Source organism: Bacillus sp. FSL R5-0576 (assembly GCF_038004765.1).
In the GTDB taxonomy this organism is placed as follows: Bacteria; Bacillota; Bacilli; order Bacillales; family Bacillaceae; genus Bacillus; species Bacillus subtilis.
In genome coordinates this window covers 3,654,935-3,670,016 of sequence record NZ_JBBORU010000001.1, presented here as the reverse complement: position 1 = coordinate 3,670,016, position 15,082 = coordinate 3,654,935, and the positions used below count along the sequence as shown (strand labels likewise).

The following is a 15,082-nucleotide window of genomic DNA, read 5'->3' as shown; positions in this document are numbered from 1 at the left end:
AATACATTATATTGGAATTCGTCAGCTTTTCAATAAGGGGAAGCACATAAAAAAAACTGCCCTCGAGAGGACAGTTTTTTACATAAATGAAAGCAAAAATGGCGCCGCGCAAAGTGTCATAATCGCAGCTAAGATCATCGATACGCTTGAAATTGTGCCGGACACAGAGCTGAGCTCAAATGCCTTTGACGTTCCCGCTCCGTGCGCGCTTGTGCCAAGCAGCACGCCCCGCGCAATTTCGTTATCAATGCGGAAATAACGGATGACCATCGGGCCGATCACTGTGCCGAGCAAAGCGGTTAAAATCACAAACACGGCTGTGACGGCAGGCATTCCGCCGATCATTTCAGATACGTTCATCGCGATCGGCGTTGTCACTGATCTCGGGACGAGGCTGTCAATTAAGCCGGTGCCGAGGTGAAGCCATTTCGCAATAAGAGCGGTAGAAATAATCGCGATGCATGAACCGACGGCCACATTCAAAATAATTTCCACTGCGTATTTCTTTAAAACAGGGAAATATTTATATAGCGGGATAGCGAATGCCACGGTGGCCGGCTGTAGCATATCGGTCAGCAATCCGCCGCCGAGATTATAGGACTCGTACGGGACATTCACCAGCAGCAGCAGACCGACTAACACAGCGGGCGTCACCAATAGCGGCGACGTATAAACACGCGGAAAGCGTTGATATACCTTTTTTGCTCCTAAATACACCAAAACCGTTAAAAACAAACTTACAATTCCGATGAACACGTATGCTTTTTCTCCTTTCTCTTTGCAATGAGTTGTGTAAGCGTTCCTGTAGACACCATCACGACAAACGTGCTGATGATGACAACAAGCAGAATGCTGACACCAAATTTCGACATAATGTCTCCGTATTCAATCACTCCGACGGCAGACGGGATAAAAAATAAAAGCAGCTCCCCGAGAAGCCACGCTGCACCAAGCTCTATCCATTCAAGCTTGATAATGTTAAAGTGCAATAATGTGAAAAGAATCACAATCCCTATTATACTGCCGGGAATATTTATATGAAGAAGGGCTGTCACCCAATTAATCAGCCGAGCAAATATAAATAACAGAGCGATTTGAATAACGGTTAGCAACAGTTTTTTCATATTGATGCCTCCCTTATATACTTATTGTACATAAGGTCTCGCTATAGGTAAAATATATATTAAGAATAAGAAGTATTCCTTTTGTCTATAGAAAGGGTGAAGCACATGGATATCCGCCATTTAACATATTTCTTGGAAGTCGCCCGTTTAAAAAGTTTTACGAAGGCTTCCCAATCCCTTTATGTTTCTCAGCCGACGATATCAAAAATGATCAAAAATTTAGAAGAAGAGCTCGGAATTGAACTGTTTTACCGAAACGGCAGGCAGGTAGAACTGACTGATGCCGGCCATAGCATGTATGTGCAGGCGCAGGAAATCATTAAATCATTTCAAAACCTGACGTCAGAATTAAATGATATTATGGAAGTCAAGAAAGGGCACGTACGGATTGGACTGCCGCCGATGATTGGATCGGGGTTTTTCCCGAGAGTGCTCGGCGATTTCCGTGAAAACTATCCGAATGTCACCTTTCAGCTAGTCGAAGACGGTTCTATAAAAGTCCAAGAAGGTGTCGGGGACGGCTCTCTTGATATCGGCGTTGTGGTCCTTCCTGCAAACGAAGATATCTTTCATTCGTTTACAATCGTAAAAGAAACCTTAATGCTTGTCGTTCACCCTTCCCACCGGCTGGCTGATGAGAAAGAATGTCAGCTGCGTGAGTTGAAGGACGAGCCTTTTATTTTCTTCAGGGAGGATTTTGTCCTGCACAACCGAATTATGACGGAATGTATCAAGGCTGGGTTCCGGCCCCATATCATTTATGAAACATCACAATGGGATTTTATTAGTGAGATGGTATCAGCCAACCTTGGGATCGGGCTTTTGCCGGAACGGATCTGCCGCGGCCTTGACCCGGAAAAAGTGAAAGTCATTCCGCTTGTCGATCCGGTCATCCCTTGGCACCTCGCCATTATTTGGAGAAAGGACAGGTACTTGTCGTTTGCCGCCAGAGCTTGGCTCGAACACACGAAATCGTATTTATGGGACCCGAAAAAAGAAAGTAAAGGATGATGCAAACATGGATGCACAATCAGCAGCGAAATGTCTTACGGCTGTCCGCCGGCATAGCCCACTGGTGCATAGCATAACCAACAATGTCGTAACAAATTTCACAGCAAACGGCCTGCTCGCGCTCGGCGCATCGCCCGTTATGGCATACGCGAAAGAAGAGGTCGCCGATATGGCGAAGATTGCGGGTGCACTCGTTTTAAATATCGGAACGCTGAGCAAGGAGTCAGTCGAAGCGATGATCATCGCGGGAAAATCAGCTAATGAACATGGCGTTCCCGTCATTCTTGATCCTGTCGGTGCCGGAGCAACACCGTTCCGCACTGAATCGGCACGTGACATCATTCGTGAGGTGCGCCTAGCTGCAATCAGAGGAAATGCGGCGGAAATTGCCCATACCGTCGGCGTGACCGATTGGCTGATCAAAGGTGTTGATGCGGGTGAAGGCGGAGGCGACATCATCCGGCTGGCTCAGCAGGCGGCACAAAAGCTAAACACGGTCATTGCGATAACTGGTGAAGTCGATGTCATAGCCGACAAGTCACACGTATACACCCTTCATAACGGCCACAAGCTGCTGACAAAAGTGACAGGCGCCGGTTGCCTGCTGACTTCCGTTGTCGGTGCGTTTTGCGCTGTGGAAGAAAATCCATTGTTTGCTGCTATTGCGGCCATTTCCTCGTATGGGGTCGCCGCTCAGCTTGCCGCACAGCAGACGGCTGACCAAGGTCCTGGAAGCTTTCAGATTGAATTGTTGAACAAGCTTTCAACTGTTACTGAACAAGACGTCCAAGAATGGGCGACTATAGAAAGGGTGACTGTCTCATGACTCGTATTTCTCGGGAAATGATGAAAGAGTTATTATCTGTTTACTTCATTATGGGGTCAAACAATACGAAAGCCGATCCTGTTACAGTTGTACAAAAAGCGTTAAAAGGCGGTGCCACCCTGTACCAGTTCCGTGAAAAAGGCGGGGATGCGCTGACAGGAGAGGCCCGGATTGAATTTGCTGAAAAAGTGCAGGCAGCCTGCCGTGAAGCTGGTGTTCCGTTCATTGTCAATGATGATGTGAAATTGGCTCTGAAGCTGAAAGCTGACGGTATCCACATCGGCCAGGAAGACGCAAATGCGAAAGAGGTAAGAGCTGCCATAGGTGATATGATTCTCGGCGTTTCCGCTCATACGATGTCTGAGGTGAAGCAAGCTGAAGAAGACGGAGCGGATTATGTCGGGCTTGGGCCGATCTATCCGACTGAAACGAAAAAAGATACGAGAGCGGTACAAGGGGTATCTCTTATTGAAGCAGTCCGCCGCCAAGGCATCAGCATTCCAATTGTCGGCATCGGCGGCATCACAATAGATAATGCCGCACCTGTTATCCAAGCGGGGGCCGATGGCGTCAGTATGATCAGCGCTATCAGTCAGGCGAAAGATCATGAGAGTGCTGCACGCAAGTTTCGGGAGGAAATTCAAACGTATAAAACAGGAAGATAATCGTTCATCTTCCTTCAAAAGGCTGTTCTGTAAAAGGACAGCTTTTTTGCTGTCCATCAAGGTTTTCAGACCTTCAAATTTTAATTGACAAAGGACAGGAACTGGCTATGATTATGTTATACAATGATAATCATTTTCAATTATAGGAGGAACATGATGGCTCGGGGGCTGGCACTTATTCTATTCAGCTTGTTGATGGTTTTCGGTTCTGCGGCACATGCGGAAGATGATCCGATCGCCGCATTAATTCAATTAAACAAGCAAATGATCAAATCCGTAACAGACGGGGATATGGATTCGGCACAACAAACGTTTGAAACCTTCAAAGCGAAGTGGAAAAAAGAAGAACCTTCTATTAAAAAGGAAAACCTTTCTTCTCACAGCGAAATGGACGCGAATATCGCAATGATTTCTCTTTCTTTTATCAATAAAGACGCAGATAAGCTCAAAACACAGCTTGAAGAGCTTTCGTCTCATTTAGAAACCTATCAGCAGGCTGTCGTGCTGAAAAAGACAACCTCAGGTCAATCAAGGGCGTCCTTAACAGCCTATATACACAGCTTGAAAGACACGAAGCAGTTAATAGAAAAAAAACAATTGGATGAAGCATCATCCGCAATCGACAATTTAGTTACATCCTGGCTCGCCGTAGAGGGGGACGTCGTTTCCCAATCGAAAGAAGCCTATACGACATCGGAGGAAAATCTGGCGCTGATGAAGGCGGAGATCGGCAGCCATCCTGAAAAGGTATCAAAGCAAATTGACGAAATGATTCAATTGCTCGAGCCGATCGCTTCAAGCAGCTACAGCTGGTGGGACGCGGCGCTGATCCCGATTCGTGAAGGGATGGAGGCCCTCCTTGTCATCGGAGCGCTATTAACCATGACAAAAAAAGCGCGGGTCACGCGCTCCTCGGCATGGATCTGGGGCGGGGCGTCCGCCGGCATGGCTGTTTCCTTAGCAGCCGGCATCGGTGTCACGGTTCTGTTCTCCTCCAGTGTATTCGGAGAAAACAATTTCTTGCTTGGCGGCGTTACCGGCGTACTGTCCGCTGTCATGCTTTTGTATGTCGGGGTGTGGCTGCACAGAAACGCCTCAATGGATAAATGGAGAGAAAAAATCAATATCCAGAAGTCACAGGCACTAAAAAAACGAAGCCTGCTTTCCTTTGCGCTCATTGCATTTCTGGCAGTTGTAAGAGAAGGTCTCGAAACGGTCATCTTTTTCATCGGGCTTGTCGGGAAGCTCCCGCTCACTGAACTGATCGGCGGAACTGCCGCAGGGCTTATCGTTCTCGTCATCGTCGGTGTTCTGATGATCAAGCTCGGAATGCACATTCCATTGAAGCCGTTTTTTCTTCTATCAATGGCGGTTGTCCTGTATATGTGCGTGAAATTTCTCGGAACCGGCGTTCACAGCCTTCAACTGGCGGGCATTCTTCCGTCTGATGCAGAAAGCTGGCTGCCGTCTGTATCGGTGCTGGGAATTTATCCGTCTGTGTACAGCACGATTCCGCAAATGTTGATTTTACTCTTTTTACTGATTGCGCTTGTTTCAGAAGCGGCAAAACATTTTACAAACGGAAAGGAACTGACAAAATGAATTTCACAAAAATCGCTGTATCAGCCGGATGCATCCTTGCGCTGTGCGCAGGCTGCGGAGCCAATGACACATCTTCAACCAAAGAAAAAGCTTCATCTGAAAAAAGCGGGGTCACTAAAGAAATCACCGCATCCGTAAATAAAATGGAAACCATCATTTCCAAGCTGAATGACTCAGCGGAAAAAGGAGACCAAAAAGAGATTGAAAAGAAGGGGAAAGAGTTAAACAGCTACTGGCTTTCCTTTGAAAACGACATTCGCAGCGACTATCCATTCGAATATACAGAAATCGAAAAACATCTTCAGCCAATCTACACAGAAGCGCAAAAAGACAAACCGGATACAGCAAAAATCAAGACAGAATCCGAGTCATTGAAAGCATCCTTAGAAGACCTGACAGAAGCGAAGAAGAGCGGCAAAAAGGCTAGCGATCAGCTGGCAAAAGCAGCGGATGAGTATAAAGGCTATGTCAAAAAGCAGAGTGACCAGCTTGTCAAAGCGACTGAAGCATTTACGAGTGCTGTGAAATCCGGCGATATCGAAAAATCTAAAACGTTATATGCGAAAGCGCGTGTTTATTACGAGCGAATCGAACCGATCGCTGAAAGCCTCGGAGATCTTGATCCGAAAATTGATGCTCGAGAAAACGATGTTGAAGAAGGAGACAAATGGACAGGCTTCCATAAGCTTGAGAAGGCCATTTGGAAGGATCAAGATATTTCCGGGGAAAAGGCAACAGCTGACCAGCTTCTCAAGGATGTAAAAGAGCTTGACGGTTCAATTCAATCACTGAAATTAACACCTGAACAAATTGTTGCAGGCGCGATGGAGCTTCTGAACGAAGCCGGAATTTCGAAAATCACGGGAGAAGAAGAGCGCTACTCACGAATTGATCTAGTGGACCTTATGGCAAATGTGGAAGGCTCCGAAGCCGTTTATCAAACAGTGAAAAGCGCGCTTGTAAAAGATCACTCCGACTTGACGGAAAAACTGGATACGGAGTTCAGCGAATTTGAAGTTTTAATGGCAAAATACAAAACAAATGATCAGTCCTATACGTCTTATGATAAATTAAGTGAAAAGCAAATCAGAGAGCTGAGCACAAAGCTGACGACTCTTTCTGAAACCATGTCGAAGATTGCGAATGTGCTATAAAAGGAGTTTTGTAACAGCATGAGCGATGAACAAAAAAAGCCAGAACAAATTCACAGACGGGACATTTTAAAATGGGGGGCAATGGCGGGGGCAGCCGTTGCGATTGGTGCCAGCGGACTCGGCGGACTCGCTCCGCTTGTGCAGACCGCGGCTAAGCCATCAAAAAAGGATGAAAAAGAGGAGGAGCAGATTGTTCCGTTTTACGGAAAGCATCAGGCCGGAATCACAACTGCCCATCAAACGTATGTCTATTTTGCTGCGCTGGATGTAACAGCAAAAGACAAAAGCGACATCATTACGTTATTTAGAAACTGGACAAGTCTCACACAGATGCTGACATCTGGCAAGAAAATGTCAGCGGAGCAGAGAAATCAGTATCTGCCGCCGCAGGATACAGGTGAGTCTGCTGATTTATCCCCTTCCAACTTAACGGTCACATTTGGATTCGGGCCTGGTTTTTTTGAAAAAGACGGAAAGGACCGCTTCGGGCTGAAAAGCAAAAAACCGAAGCACCTAGCCGCTCTTCCAGCGATGCCCAATGACAACCTGGATGAAAAGCAGGGAGGCGGGGACATCTGCATTCAAGTGTGTGCAGACGACGAGCAAGTGGCGTTTCACGCGCTGCGTAACCTGCTAAATCAAGCGGTCGGCACTTGTGAGGTCCGCTTTGTGAACAAAGGCTTTTTAAGCGGAGGAAAAAATGGCGAAACACCGCGCAATCTCTTCGGGTTTAAAGATGGAACAGGCAACCAGAGCACGGAGGATGACAGCTTGATGAACTCGATCGTGTGGGTTCAGTCCGGTGAACCTGACTGGATGACGGGCGGCACCTATATGGCTTTTCGGAAAATCAAAATGTTCCTTGAGATATGGGACCGCTCTTCCCTTAAGGACCAAGAGGATACCTTCGGCCGCAGAAAAAGCTCAGGGGCGCCTTTTGGGCAGAAAAAGGAAACAGATCCCGTGAAGCTGAATCAAATTCCGTCTAATTCACACGTCAGTCTAGCGAAATCTACGGGAAAACAAATTTTGCGAAGAGCTTTCTCTTACACAGAAGGACTTGATCCGAAAACCGGCTATATGGATGCAGGTCTTCTGTTTATCAGTTTTCAAAAAAATCCCGACAATCAGTTTATCCCGATGCTGAAGGCTCTTTCAGCAAAGGATGCGTTAAACGAATATACACAAACAATCGGTTCTGCTTTATATGCATGCCCAGGCGGCTGCAAAAAAGGAGAATATATTGCCCAGCGTTTGCTGGAATCATAAAAGAAGCCTAAATCGGCTTCTTTATTTAAAAAACAGTTGTAACTTTAATTGTTACAGTTTAAAATCAATTTATACGAAAGGAGATTATCATGACAGTACACATTAAAGTTTATTCAGATTACGTCTGCCCATTTTGTTTTGTTGGAAAAGCCGCTTTTGAAGAAGCGATAAAAGGAAAGGATGTTGAAGTCGAGTGGATGCCGTTTGAACTGCGCCCAAGCCCATCTCCTCAGCTTGATCCGGTCAATGATCCTTCCAAACAGTACATGTGGCAGACATCTATTCAGCCAATGGCGGAGAAATTAGGAGTCGAGATCAATTTTCCAAACGTCTCGCCCCATCCGTATACAGACCTCGCGTTTGAAGGCTTCCATTTTGCGAAGAAATACAATAAAGGACATGAATACAACACCCGTGTCTTTCAGGCGTTTTTCCAAGAGGGCCAAAATATCGGCGACATTGACATCTTGACGAAGCTCGCCGAGGAAGTAGGATTAGACGGTGCATCATTCAAATCAGCACTGGAAACAAGAACATATCAGGACGTGCAGCGCCAAGCCTTGAAGCACGCCTATGAAGAGGCTGACATCACAGCCGTTCCAACCTTTATTATCGGTGACACTGTAATTCCGGGTGCTGCCGGCAAGGATGTATTTGAAAAAGCGATTTCTGACGAACAGAAGAAAAGACAAGGAAAAAGCTCTCGATAAAGAGAGCTTTTTTACTCCTGTTCCATATGGATGCCAGTATGCGCCTTCACCTGTATTTCCGCAAACGTATCTTCATCAATTGTTTTATCAGACGACAGCACCGTTCCGAGCCACGCGCCGAGGAAGCCAAGCGGGATGGAAATAATCCCTGGATTAGACAGCGGAATGAGCGGATCACCGGTAAAAATAGCACCTCCGGCCGGGTCCCACACACTAGGGCTCATCGACACCAGCACAAGCGCGCTGATCAGGCCTGTCAGGCTGCCCCATAAAGCGCCTGAGGCATTGAATCGTTTCCAGAAGACTGTAAACACAATCAGCGGAAGGTTTGCGCTGGCGGCTACCGCAAACGCGAGTGCAACAAGGAACGCCACATTTAAGGATTGTGCAAAAATCGCAAGGAGAATCGAGAGTACTGACACGGCGACAGAAGCCCATCTGGCCGCTTTCATTTGTTCTTTTTCAGTTGCTTCTCCCTTTCTGATGATCTGGCTGTAAATATCATGGGCAAATGCTGAGGCGGCAGACAGCACCAACCCTGTCACGACAGCCAAAATGGTGGCAAAGGCGATGGCTGATACAAACGCGAACAGAAAGTCTCCTCCGAGCGCTTTTGCTAAAAGCGGAGCCGCCATATTTCCCGCTTGATCAGCCGCCGTAATCGCGTCAAAACCGACAAATGCCGCGGCACCAAAGCCGAGAAATACCGTCATAATGTAAAACACACCGATAACCCATGTCGCTGACACAACGGATGTACGGGCCGTCTTGGCATCCTTAACGGTATAAAACCGGATCAATATATGCGGAAGCCCGGCGGTTCCCAGCACGAGTGCCAAGTTTAACGACAAGGTCTCAAGCGGCACCTTGTATTTATTTCCGGGGTTCAAAAAATCAGCGCCCAGCGGAGTAGCCGTTTTCATCTGTTCAAACATGGTATTAAGGCTAAAGCCGAATTTCGAAAACACGATAATCGAAATCACGAGTGTGCCGGCCATCAGCAAAACGGCTTTAATAATTTGAACCCAGCTTGTCGCGATCATGCCGCCAAACACGACATAAATGGTCATCAGCACTCCGACGATGAGGACAGCCGCGGTATAATCCAGCCCTAGAAGCAGTTTGATCAGCGCGCCCGCTCCCACGAGCTGGGCGATCATATAAAAAGTAGAGATGGCAATGGTATTGAGAGCCGCGACACCGCGGATTTTCTTTTCTTTAAAGCGAGCGGCAATCATGTCTGCCATCGTGTACTTTCCAAGATTCCGAAGCGGCTCCGCCACGATGTACAAGACAACGAGATAAGCCACCAGAAAACCGATGCTGTAAAAGAAGCCATCAAATCCATATAACGCAATCATTCCGGCAATCCCGAGAAACGAGGCGGCAGACATGTAGTCACCGGCAATTGCCAGTCCATTCTGAACGCCGGTGAGCCCGCCGCCCGCCGTATAAAACTCACTCGTCGTTTTCGTCCGCTTCGCGGCAAAATACGTGATAATAAGCGTCAGGCCAACAATCGACAAAAATAATAAAAAAGCAGTCATATTCATGTCTGTTCACCCTTCAGATCCTTTTTTAAAGCGCTTACATACTTATCGAAATGGGCGGCTCTCCGGGAATACACAGTACTCAGTATCCAGGTCATAGCGAATTGGGCGATGGCGAACAGCCAAGCCCATGAAACAGCTCCAATGGCCGGTGCATTCAAAAAGGTGAAATAAGATGTCAAAACAGGGAGTGAAAAATAAAAAACAAAAAAGAAAATCGCAGAAGGAACAATAAAAGCGCGTTTCTGCTTTAAAAAAGCTTGAAAAGACGGCGTTGCAGCAATCTGTTTATAATCAGCTTTGTACATGGCTTTCCTCCTTTTATTCGCTAAACGTAAGCAAAAAGGTACACCAATAGGTATGTACTGAAAGTCCGATTTATGCGTTGAACAATATCTGGAGGATGAAAAAAGAAGGGAGTCGTGAAGAGGTGAACACAGTGGTCTAAAGACAGGCGAAGGTTTTCAAGCTCGGCCGTGTATAAACGAGTTTGCTTTCAAAACCTCACCGAATGCAGCTTGTTCTCAGCAAAGCTGCTGTTTACCAGAGCACGGTTATCATGTTCGCATCACCTCTTTATGACAATGCATGTGCCAAGAGGTGATCGCATCACCGGCTGTCTGTCGTAGTTAGCTGACACACCGTTTGTCCTCAAGCTCAGCGCAGCGATTTGCTTTTGAATAGAGGATATGGTGAAAACTCAGATCAGGTGATAGAAAAGCCAGAGGTAAATAGATCCGCCTGTTCGGACTAGTCTTGCCGGACGGTTTTTTTGTGGTTTTTCTTTCTCGATGCTGTCTCAGATTCTAAAAACTGCCTCACATCATGAATGCCTAATCCAATGGATCTAGCTTCTTGAATTAACATATGCCAACCTTTGTCCAAATCTTTTTTAACATGAGTTTTCATAGTAACCTCCAATTGTATAAAATGTTTTCCTGCAACATGCGGGCAATAAAAGACAAGCCAGCGCGATGATGAGGCGAGTACAACAAATTTCACACATAGTTGCTCGGTGTTCACAAACTGAAGGAAAAACCACCTACCTATTCCCTAAAAAAATTACTAATATAACCAATGGACCTTATTTATAATAATAAACAATTAAATACTGACTGGATAGTATGTAAATGAAAATAAATCATTTAGCCTATTAAAAATGACCCCTGGGAAACCGAATAGCATAACCGTTCAAAGAAATAAATACCGCTAAAGATTGATCCGGTGTAAGATAAGGGTAATCATTACCGCCAGGAGAAAAATATGAAAAAAAACAAATTTCAAATTAAAAGAGAAGCAACATTTGAAAGTTTTATAGACGCTGGCGTGAATTTGTTGATTGACCGAGCGTATGATCCGGTTTCTGTAGAAGATATCAGCAGAGCCGCCGGGTACAGCAAAGGAGCATTTTATGTTCATTTTGTCAGCAAGGACGATTTTCTGCTGTACCTTCTCGAAAAACGTCAGATGAAAAAAAAGATCATTATAGGGTATCTTGATCAAATGGAGCGGGAGTCAGTGAAATCGCTGACATTGGACGAGGCTGCAAAACACGCTGCAGAACTGCTTTATTCCTATTACATAAATAAGCCGTCGTGGGACATCACCTCGTTTGCCATGAACATGCCGACATATAAAGTCTTAAAGAAATGCAAGGCCTATGTCCGGCTGTACGAATTGTGGGTGGAAGAAAATGTGTTATATATTAAGTGGCTGAAGGAGAGAAAGCTGATTGACGCCTGTATTGATCCTGAATATACGGCTAAAATAATATGTGCAGTCCTCGACGGAATCATCAAACAATCATATGTATTGGGCCAGCCAGCCACCTTCCGCAGCTTTTTAGACGCACTCTCGGTATTTTTTACTTTAGACAGAGAGCACGAGACGCCAAGAATTTTGAAAAGTTTTTCAGAAAGCGAGGAACATCAGTGAAGTATAGAGAAATAATTATGTATATCATTATGGGGGTTTTCACAACCATTGTGAATATCGCCAGCTTTTATATATTGGTAGAGATCATGAATGTGGATTACAAAGCCGCCACTGTTGCCGCTTGGATTTTGTCCGTGCTGTTTGCTTACATAACAAATAAATTATATGTGTTTCAGCAAAAAACACATGATCTGCAGAGCCTGCTGAAAGAGCTCACTGCTTTTTTCAGCGTTCGGGTCCTGTCTCTCGGCATAGATTTAGGCATGATGATCATTCTTGTCGGCCAGTTTAATACAAATGAAACCTTGGCCAAAATACTCGACAACGCGGTCATTGTTGTCGTCAACTATGTTGCGAGCAAATGGCTCGTCTTTAAAAAAACAAAAGAAGAAGGGGTATGAGAGGACTGCAGCATATGATCTGCCGTTTTCTATGAAGAAATAAGGGGAATAAAAAATAAAAACCAGAAAGGTGATTGCACATGCGGGAAGAGCTAAAGGGGATATTTGCAAGTGTATTCGGAGAAAAAGAGGGGTTACGGTTTTTTTTCGCACCTGGAAGAGTGAATCTGATTGGAGAACATACAGACTATAACGGCGGGCATGTCTTTCCGTGCGCGCTGACAATGGGTACATATGCTGCTGTTGCAGAAAGAAACGACGGGCTTGTCCGGATGTATTCAGATAACTTTAGAAACGCAGGCATCAAGGAATGCAGCCTTGACGACATTCGCTATCAAAAAGAAGACGACTGGGCGAACTACCCAAAAGGCGTTATTTATGAATTTCAACAGAGGGGATATGAAGTTCCCCATGGCTTTGACATTGTATTTTCAGGGAATATTCCAAACGGGGCGGGGCTGTCGTCTTCCGCTTCTATTGAACTGCTGATGGGGGTCGTGCTCCAAAGCTATTTTCATCCTGAAGTAGATGCGCTTGAGCTTGTGAAAATGGCGCAGCATGCGGAAAACCATTTTATCGGCGTCAATTGCGGAATTATGGACCAATTTGCAATTGGAATGGGGAAAAAACATCATGCGATGCTGCTGAACTGCGACACGCTTGACTATGAATATAGCAAACTCAATGTCTCAGGCCTCGCGCTGGTCATCGCGAACACGAACAAAAAAAGGACATTGGCTGACTCAAGCTATAATACGAGACGCCAAGAATGCAATGATGCATTGCTTGATTTGAAAAAAGGCCTCGATATTGCCGCACTGGGCGACATCAAGCCTTCTGATTTCGATGCGCATTCCAGCCTGATCCAAAATGAAACGAACAGACGCCGGGCAAAGCACGCTGTATACGAAAATCATCGTGCTATTAAGACGGCCCATATGTTCAAAGAGAACAATATAGATGAAATCGGGCAGTTAATGAAGGAATCCCACCTTTCATTGAAGGATGACTATGAAGTAACATGCCCTGAACTTGATGAGCTTGTGTTTGCGGCATGGGATCACGAAGGTGTAATTGGATCAAGAATGACGGGAGCAGGCTTTGGCGGATGCACCATCAGCATTGTAAAAGATGAGTTCGTTGATGATTTTATTCAGAAGGTTGGAGACAGATATCAAGCAAAAACAGGGCTCCGAGCGGATTTTTATGTCGCGGATATCGGAGAGGGAGCGAGAGAACTAAAGGGGGAGTGACATATGAGTATTTTTGAACATCTGGAACAGCTGCTTGAGTATGGCCTGGAACGAAAATTGATTTCGATCTGGGATCGGGAATATACGAGAAACCGTCTTTATGAAGCGCTGGGCATCACACATCCCGAGCCGGTCTCCGGCATCTGCATCAAGCAGTCACAAAGCCTGCCGGACTTGCTCGCTCCCATCTATAAATGGGCTGCCGAAACCGGCCGAATGGAAGCGGATACAGATACGTACCGTGACCTGCTCAGCGCAAAGCTGATGGGCTGTTTTGTACCTGCTCCGTCAGAGGTCATTCGCAAATTTGAAGAGACAAAAGCATTATACGGCCCAAAACAGGCGACAAAGGAATTCTATCAATATTCAGAGGATGTCTATTATATACGGACTGACAGAATCGCCAAAAATGTTCATTGGACGGTGCCGACCGAATATGGCGAACTGGAAATGACCATTAACCTATCAAAGCCTGAAAAGGACCCGAAAGCGATTGCGGCTGCAAAAGAGCAGGAACAGACAAATTATCCGATGTGTTTGCTGTGTAAAGAAAATGTCGGGTTCGAGGGAAGCGTGAATCATCCAGCCCGGCAAAATCACAGAATCATTCCGGTCACCCTTGAGGACGAACAATGGTTCCTGCAATTCTCGCCATATGTCTATTATCCGGAGCACTGCATTGTCTTAAAAGGTGAACATGAACCGATGGAGATCAGCAAAAAAACATTTGAAAGGCTGCTGTCATTTCTCGGGCAGTATCCGCATTATTTTATCGGTTCAAACGCGGATCTGCCGATTGTCGGCGGCAGCATCCTAAGCCATGATCATTTCCAAGGCGGCGCGCATGATTTTCCAATGGCACGTGCAGAAGCGGAAGACGTTTATGAATTAAAAGATTATCCCGGCGTGTCGCTGGGCTTAGTGAAGTGGCCGATGTCTGTGCTCAGGCTCCAAGGAGACGAACCGGGTCATGTCGCCGAAGCTGCTGACCATATCTTCCGCACGTGGCAGACGTATTCCGATGAAAAAGCCGCCATTGCCGCCTATACAGGCGATACGCCCCATAATACGGTCACACCGATTGCGCGGCGCAGGGGAGGCTTGTACGAACTCGATATCGTACTGAGGAACAACCGGACGGATGAGGAGCATCCATTAGGGATATTTCATCCCCATAAGGAAGTTCACCATATTAAAAAAGAAAATATCGGCCTGATTGAGGTCATGGGATTGGCGATATTGCCGGGCCGCTTACAGGAGGAAATGAAAGAAACGGCAGCGGCGCTATGCTCTGCTGATCCGAAAACAGCTTTAGAACAAAATCCGCTCACGGCAAAACATAGTGAGTGGGCTATTCGGATGATGGGAAAAAGAACCATAACAAAAGAGAATGCAGATCTAGTCATAAAAGAAGAGCTGGGACATGTATTCGCTCGCATTCTTGAACACGCCGGTGTGTTTAAACAGACAACAGAAGGAAAACAGGCCTTCAGAAGGTTTATCGACCAGTTGGGCGTCAAACCAGTCAAAAGCCTCAACCGCTAGGGTTGAGGCTTTTTCGATTTTTATGGCAAAACAAACA

At 46.0% G+C, this 15,082-nt stretch carries 16 protein-coding genes; 11 read left to right on the top strand and 5 right to left on the bottom strand.

Features of this window, described 5'->3' with window-relative positions:
• Positions 1 to 78 precede the first annotated feature (78 nt).
• Together NX903_RS18825 and NX903_RS18820 are read right to left on the bottom strand one after the other, a co-directional pair.
• On the bottom strand, positions 79 to 756 hold the full coding sequence (locus tag NX903_RS18825) for a CidB/LrgB family autolysis modulator (protein WP_003227371.1): 678 nt from the start codon (positions 754 to 756) through the stop codon (positions 79 to 81).
• A complete protein-coding gene (locus NX903_RS18820; RefSeq protein WP_003227375.1) occupies positions 738 to 1,124 on the bottom strand; it encodes a CidA/LrgA family holin-like protein in 387 nt (128 codons plus the stop codon). The genes NX903_RS18825 and NX903_RS18820 overlap by 19 nt, the downstream gene beginning before the upstream one ends.
• A 105-nt stretch (positions 1,125 to 1,229) precedes the next feature.
• On the opposite strand from NX903_RS18820, the gene cidR reads away from it, so the two are divergent.
• The 7 genes from cidR (at position 1,230) to NX903_RS18785 (ending at position 8,361) form a co-directional block, all read left to right on the top strand.
• Complete coding sequence (gene cidR / locus NX903_RS18815) at positions 1,230 to 2,135, top strand: cidABC operon transcriptional activator CidR (protein ID WP_015250931.1); 906 nt, start codon at positions 1,230 to 1,232, stop codon at positions 2,133 to 2,135.
• A gap of 7 nt (positions 2,136 to 2,142) precedes the next feature.
• Positions 2,143 to 2,961, top strand: coding sequence for a hydroxyethylthiazole kinase (gene thiM, locus NX903_RS18810; RefSeq protein WP_086344468.1), 819 nt, complete (start codon positions 2,143 to 2,145; stop codon positions 2,959 to 2,961).
• The gene (thiE, locus tag NX903_RS18805; protein ID WP_086344467.1) at positions 2,958 to 3,626 is read left to right on the top strand and encodes a thiamine phosphate synthase; all 669 of its coding nucleotides are present in this window, start codon (positions 2,958 to 2,960) and stop codon (positions 3,624 to 3,626) included. Before thiM ends, thiE begins: the two co-directional genes overlap by 4 nt.
• A gap of 156 nt (positions 3,627 to 3,782) precedes the next feature.
• Entirely contained in the window at positions 3,783 to 5,228 is a 1,446-nt protein-coding gene (efeU, locus tag NX903_RS18800; protein ID WP_086344466.1) for a ferrous ion permease EfeU, read from the top strand.
• Positions 5,225 to 6,382 carry an iron uptake system lipoprotein EfeM gene (gene efeM / locus NX903_RS18795; RefSeq protein ID WP_086344465.1) on the top strand — a complete coding sequence of 386 codons (1,158 nt, stop codon included), beginning with the start codon at positions 5,225 to 5,227 and terminating at the stop codon, positions 6,380 to 6,382. The genes efeU and efeM overlap by 4 nt, the downstream gene beginning before the upstream one ends.
• 18 nt (positions 6,383 to 6,400) lie before the next feature.
• Entirely contained in the window at positions 6,401 to 7,651 is a 1,251-nt protein-coding gene (gene efeB / locus NX903_RS18790) for an iron uptake transporter deferrochelatase/peroxidase subunit (protein WP_017697028.1), read from the top strand.
• Positions 7,652 to 7,740: 89 nt separating this feature from the next.
• On the top strand, positions 7,741 to 8,361 hold the full coding sequence (locus NX903_RS18785) for a DsbA family oxidoreductase (RefSeq protein ID WP_086344464.1): 621 nt from the start codon (positions 7,741 to 7,743) through the stop codon (positions 8,359 to 8,361).
• 11 nt (positions 8,362 to 8,372) lie between these two features.
• On the opposite strand, the gene NX903_RS18780 is transcribed toward NX903_RS18785, so the two are convergent.
• The 3 genes from NX903_RS18780 to slrA form a co-directional block, all read right to left on the bottom strand.
• Positions 8,373 to 9,914 carry a solute symporter family protein gene (locus NX903_RS18780; RefSeq protein WP_086344463.1) on the bottom strand — a complete coding sequence of 514 codons (1,542 nt, stop codon included), beginning with the start codon at positions 9,912 to 9,914 and terminating at the stop codon, positions 8,373 to 8,375.
• Entirely contained in the window at positions 9,911 to 10,219 is a 309-nt protein-coding gene (locus NX903_RS18775) for a DUF485 domain-containing protein (protein ID WP_086344462.1), read from the bottom strand. The genes NX903_RS18780 and NX903_RS18775 overlap by 4 nt, the downstream gene beginning before the upstream one ends.
• Positions 10,220 to 10,661: 442 nt before the next feature.
• Entirely contained in the window at positions 10,662 to 10,820 is a 159-nt protein-coding gene (gene slrA, locus NX903_RS18770; RefSeq protein WP_003243648.1) for a transcriptional regulator SlrA, read from the bottom strand.
• A 354-nt stretch (positions 10,821 to 11,174) separates the two neighbouring features.
• On the opposite strand from slrA, the gene slrC reads away from it, so the two are divergent.
• From slrC to galT, 4 genes are all read left to right on the top strand, one after another.
• Positions 11,175 to 11,846, top strand: coding sequence for a transcriptional regulator SlrC (slrC, locus tag NX903_RS18765; protein WP_014478350.1), 672 nt, complete (start codon positions 11,175 to 11,177; stop codon positions 11,844 to 11,846).
• Positions 11,847 to 11,863: 17 nt separating this feature from the next.
• The gene (locus NX903_RS18760) at positions 11,864 to 12,247 is read left to right on the top strand and encodes a GtrA family protein (RefSeq protein ID WP_003227398.1); all 384 of its coding nucleotides are present in this window, start codon (positions 11,864 to 11,866) and stop codon (positions 12,245 to 12,247) included.
• A gap of 80 nt (positions 12,248 to 12,327) precedes the next feature.
• Entirely contained in the window at positions 12,328 to 13,500 is a 1,173-nt protein-coding gene (locus tag NX903_RS18755; protein WP_086344461.1) for a galactokinase, read from the top strand.
• Between the two features lie 3 nt (positions 13,501 to 13,503).
• Complete coding sequence (galT, locus tag NX903_RS18750; RefSeq protein WP_086344460.1) at positions 13,504 to 15,045, top strand: UDP-glucose--hexose-1-phosphate uridylyltransferase; 1,542 nt, start codon at positions 13,504 to 13,506, stop codon at positions 15,043 to 15,045.
• The last annotated feature ends 37 nt before the right edge of the window (positions 15,046 to 15,082 follow it).

What these genes read in the sequence shown, in the direction of transcription:
- cidR (WP_015250931.1), top strand. Translation starts at nt 1,230, where the DNA reads ATGGATATCCGCCATTTAACATATTTCTTGGAAGTCGCCCGTTTAAAA.
- galT (WP_086344460.1), top strand. Translation starts at nt 13,504, where the DNA reads ATGAGTATTTTTGAACATCTGGAACAGCTGCTTGAGTATGGCCTGGAA.
- slrA (WP_003243648.1), bottom strand. Translation starts at nt 10,820, where the DNA reads ATGAAAACTCATGTTAAAAAAGATTTGGACAAAGGTTGGCATATGTTA.
- NX903_RS18760 (WP_003227398.1), top strand. Translation starts at nt 11,864, where the DNA reads ATGTATATCATTATGGGGGTTTTCACAACCATTGTGAATATCGCCAGC.
- thiM (WP_086344468.1), top strand. Translation starts at nt 2,143, where the DNA reads ATGGATGCACAATCAGCAGCGAAATGTCTTACGGCTGTCCGCCGGCAT.
- efeU (WP_086344466.1), top strand. Translation starts at nt 3,783, where the DNA reads ATGGCTCGGGGGCTGGCACTTATTCTATTCAGCTTGTTGATGGTTTTC.
- slrC (WP_014478350.1), top strand. Translation starts at nt 11,175, where the DNA reads ATGAAAAAAAACAAATTTCAAATTAAAAGAGAAGCAACATTTGAAAGT.
- NX903_RS18820 (WP_003227375.1), bottom strand. Translation starts at nt 1,124, where the DNA reads ATGAAAAAACTGTTGCTAACCGTTATTCAAATCGCTCTGTTATTTATA.
- thiE (WP_086344467.1), top strand. Translation starts at nt 2,958, where the DNA reads ATGACTCGTATTTCTCGGGAAATGATGAAAGAGTTATTATCTGTTTAC.
- efeB (WP_017697028.1), top strand. Translation starts at nt 6,401, where the DNA reads ATGAGCGATGAACAAAAAAAGCCAGAACAAATTCACAGACGGGACATT.
- NX903_RS18785 (WP_086344464.1), top strand. Translation starts at nt 7,741, where the DNA reads ATGACAGTACACATTAAAGTTTATTCAGATTACGTCTGCCCATTTTGT.
- NX903_RS18780 (WP_086344463.1), bottom strand. Translation starts at nt 9,914, where the DNA reads ATGAATATGACTGCTTTTTTATTATTTTTGTCGATTGTTGGCCTGACG.
- NX903_RS18775 (WP_086344462.1), bottom strand. Translation starts at nt 10,219, where the DNA reads ATGTACAAAGCTGATTATAAACAGATTGCTGCAACGCCGTCTTTTCAA.
- efeM (WP_086344465.1), top strand. Translation starts at nt 5,225, where the DNA reads ATGAATTTCACAAAAATCGCTGTATCAGCCGGATGCATCCTTGCGCTG.
- NX903_RS18755 (WP_086344461.1), top strand. Translation starts at nt 12,328, where the DNA reads ATGCGGGAAGAGCTAAAGGGGATATTTGCAAGTGTATTCGGAGAAAAA.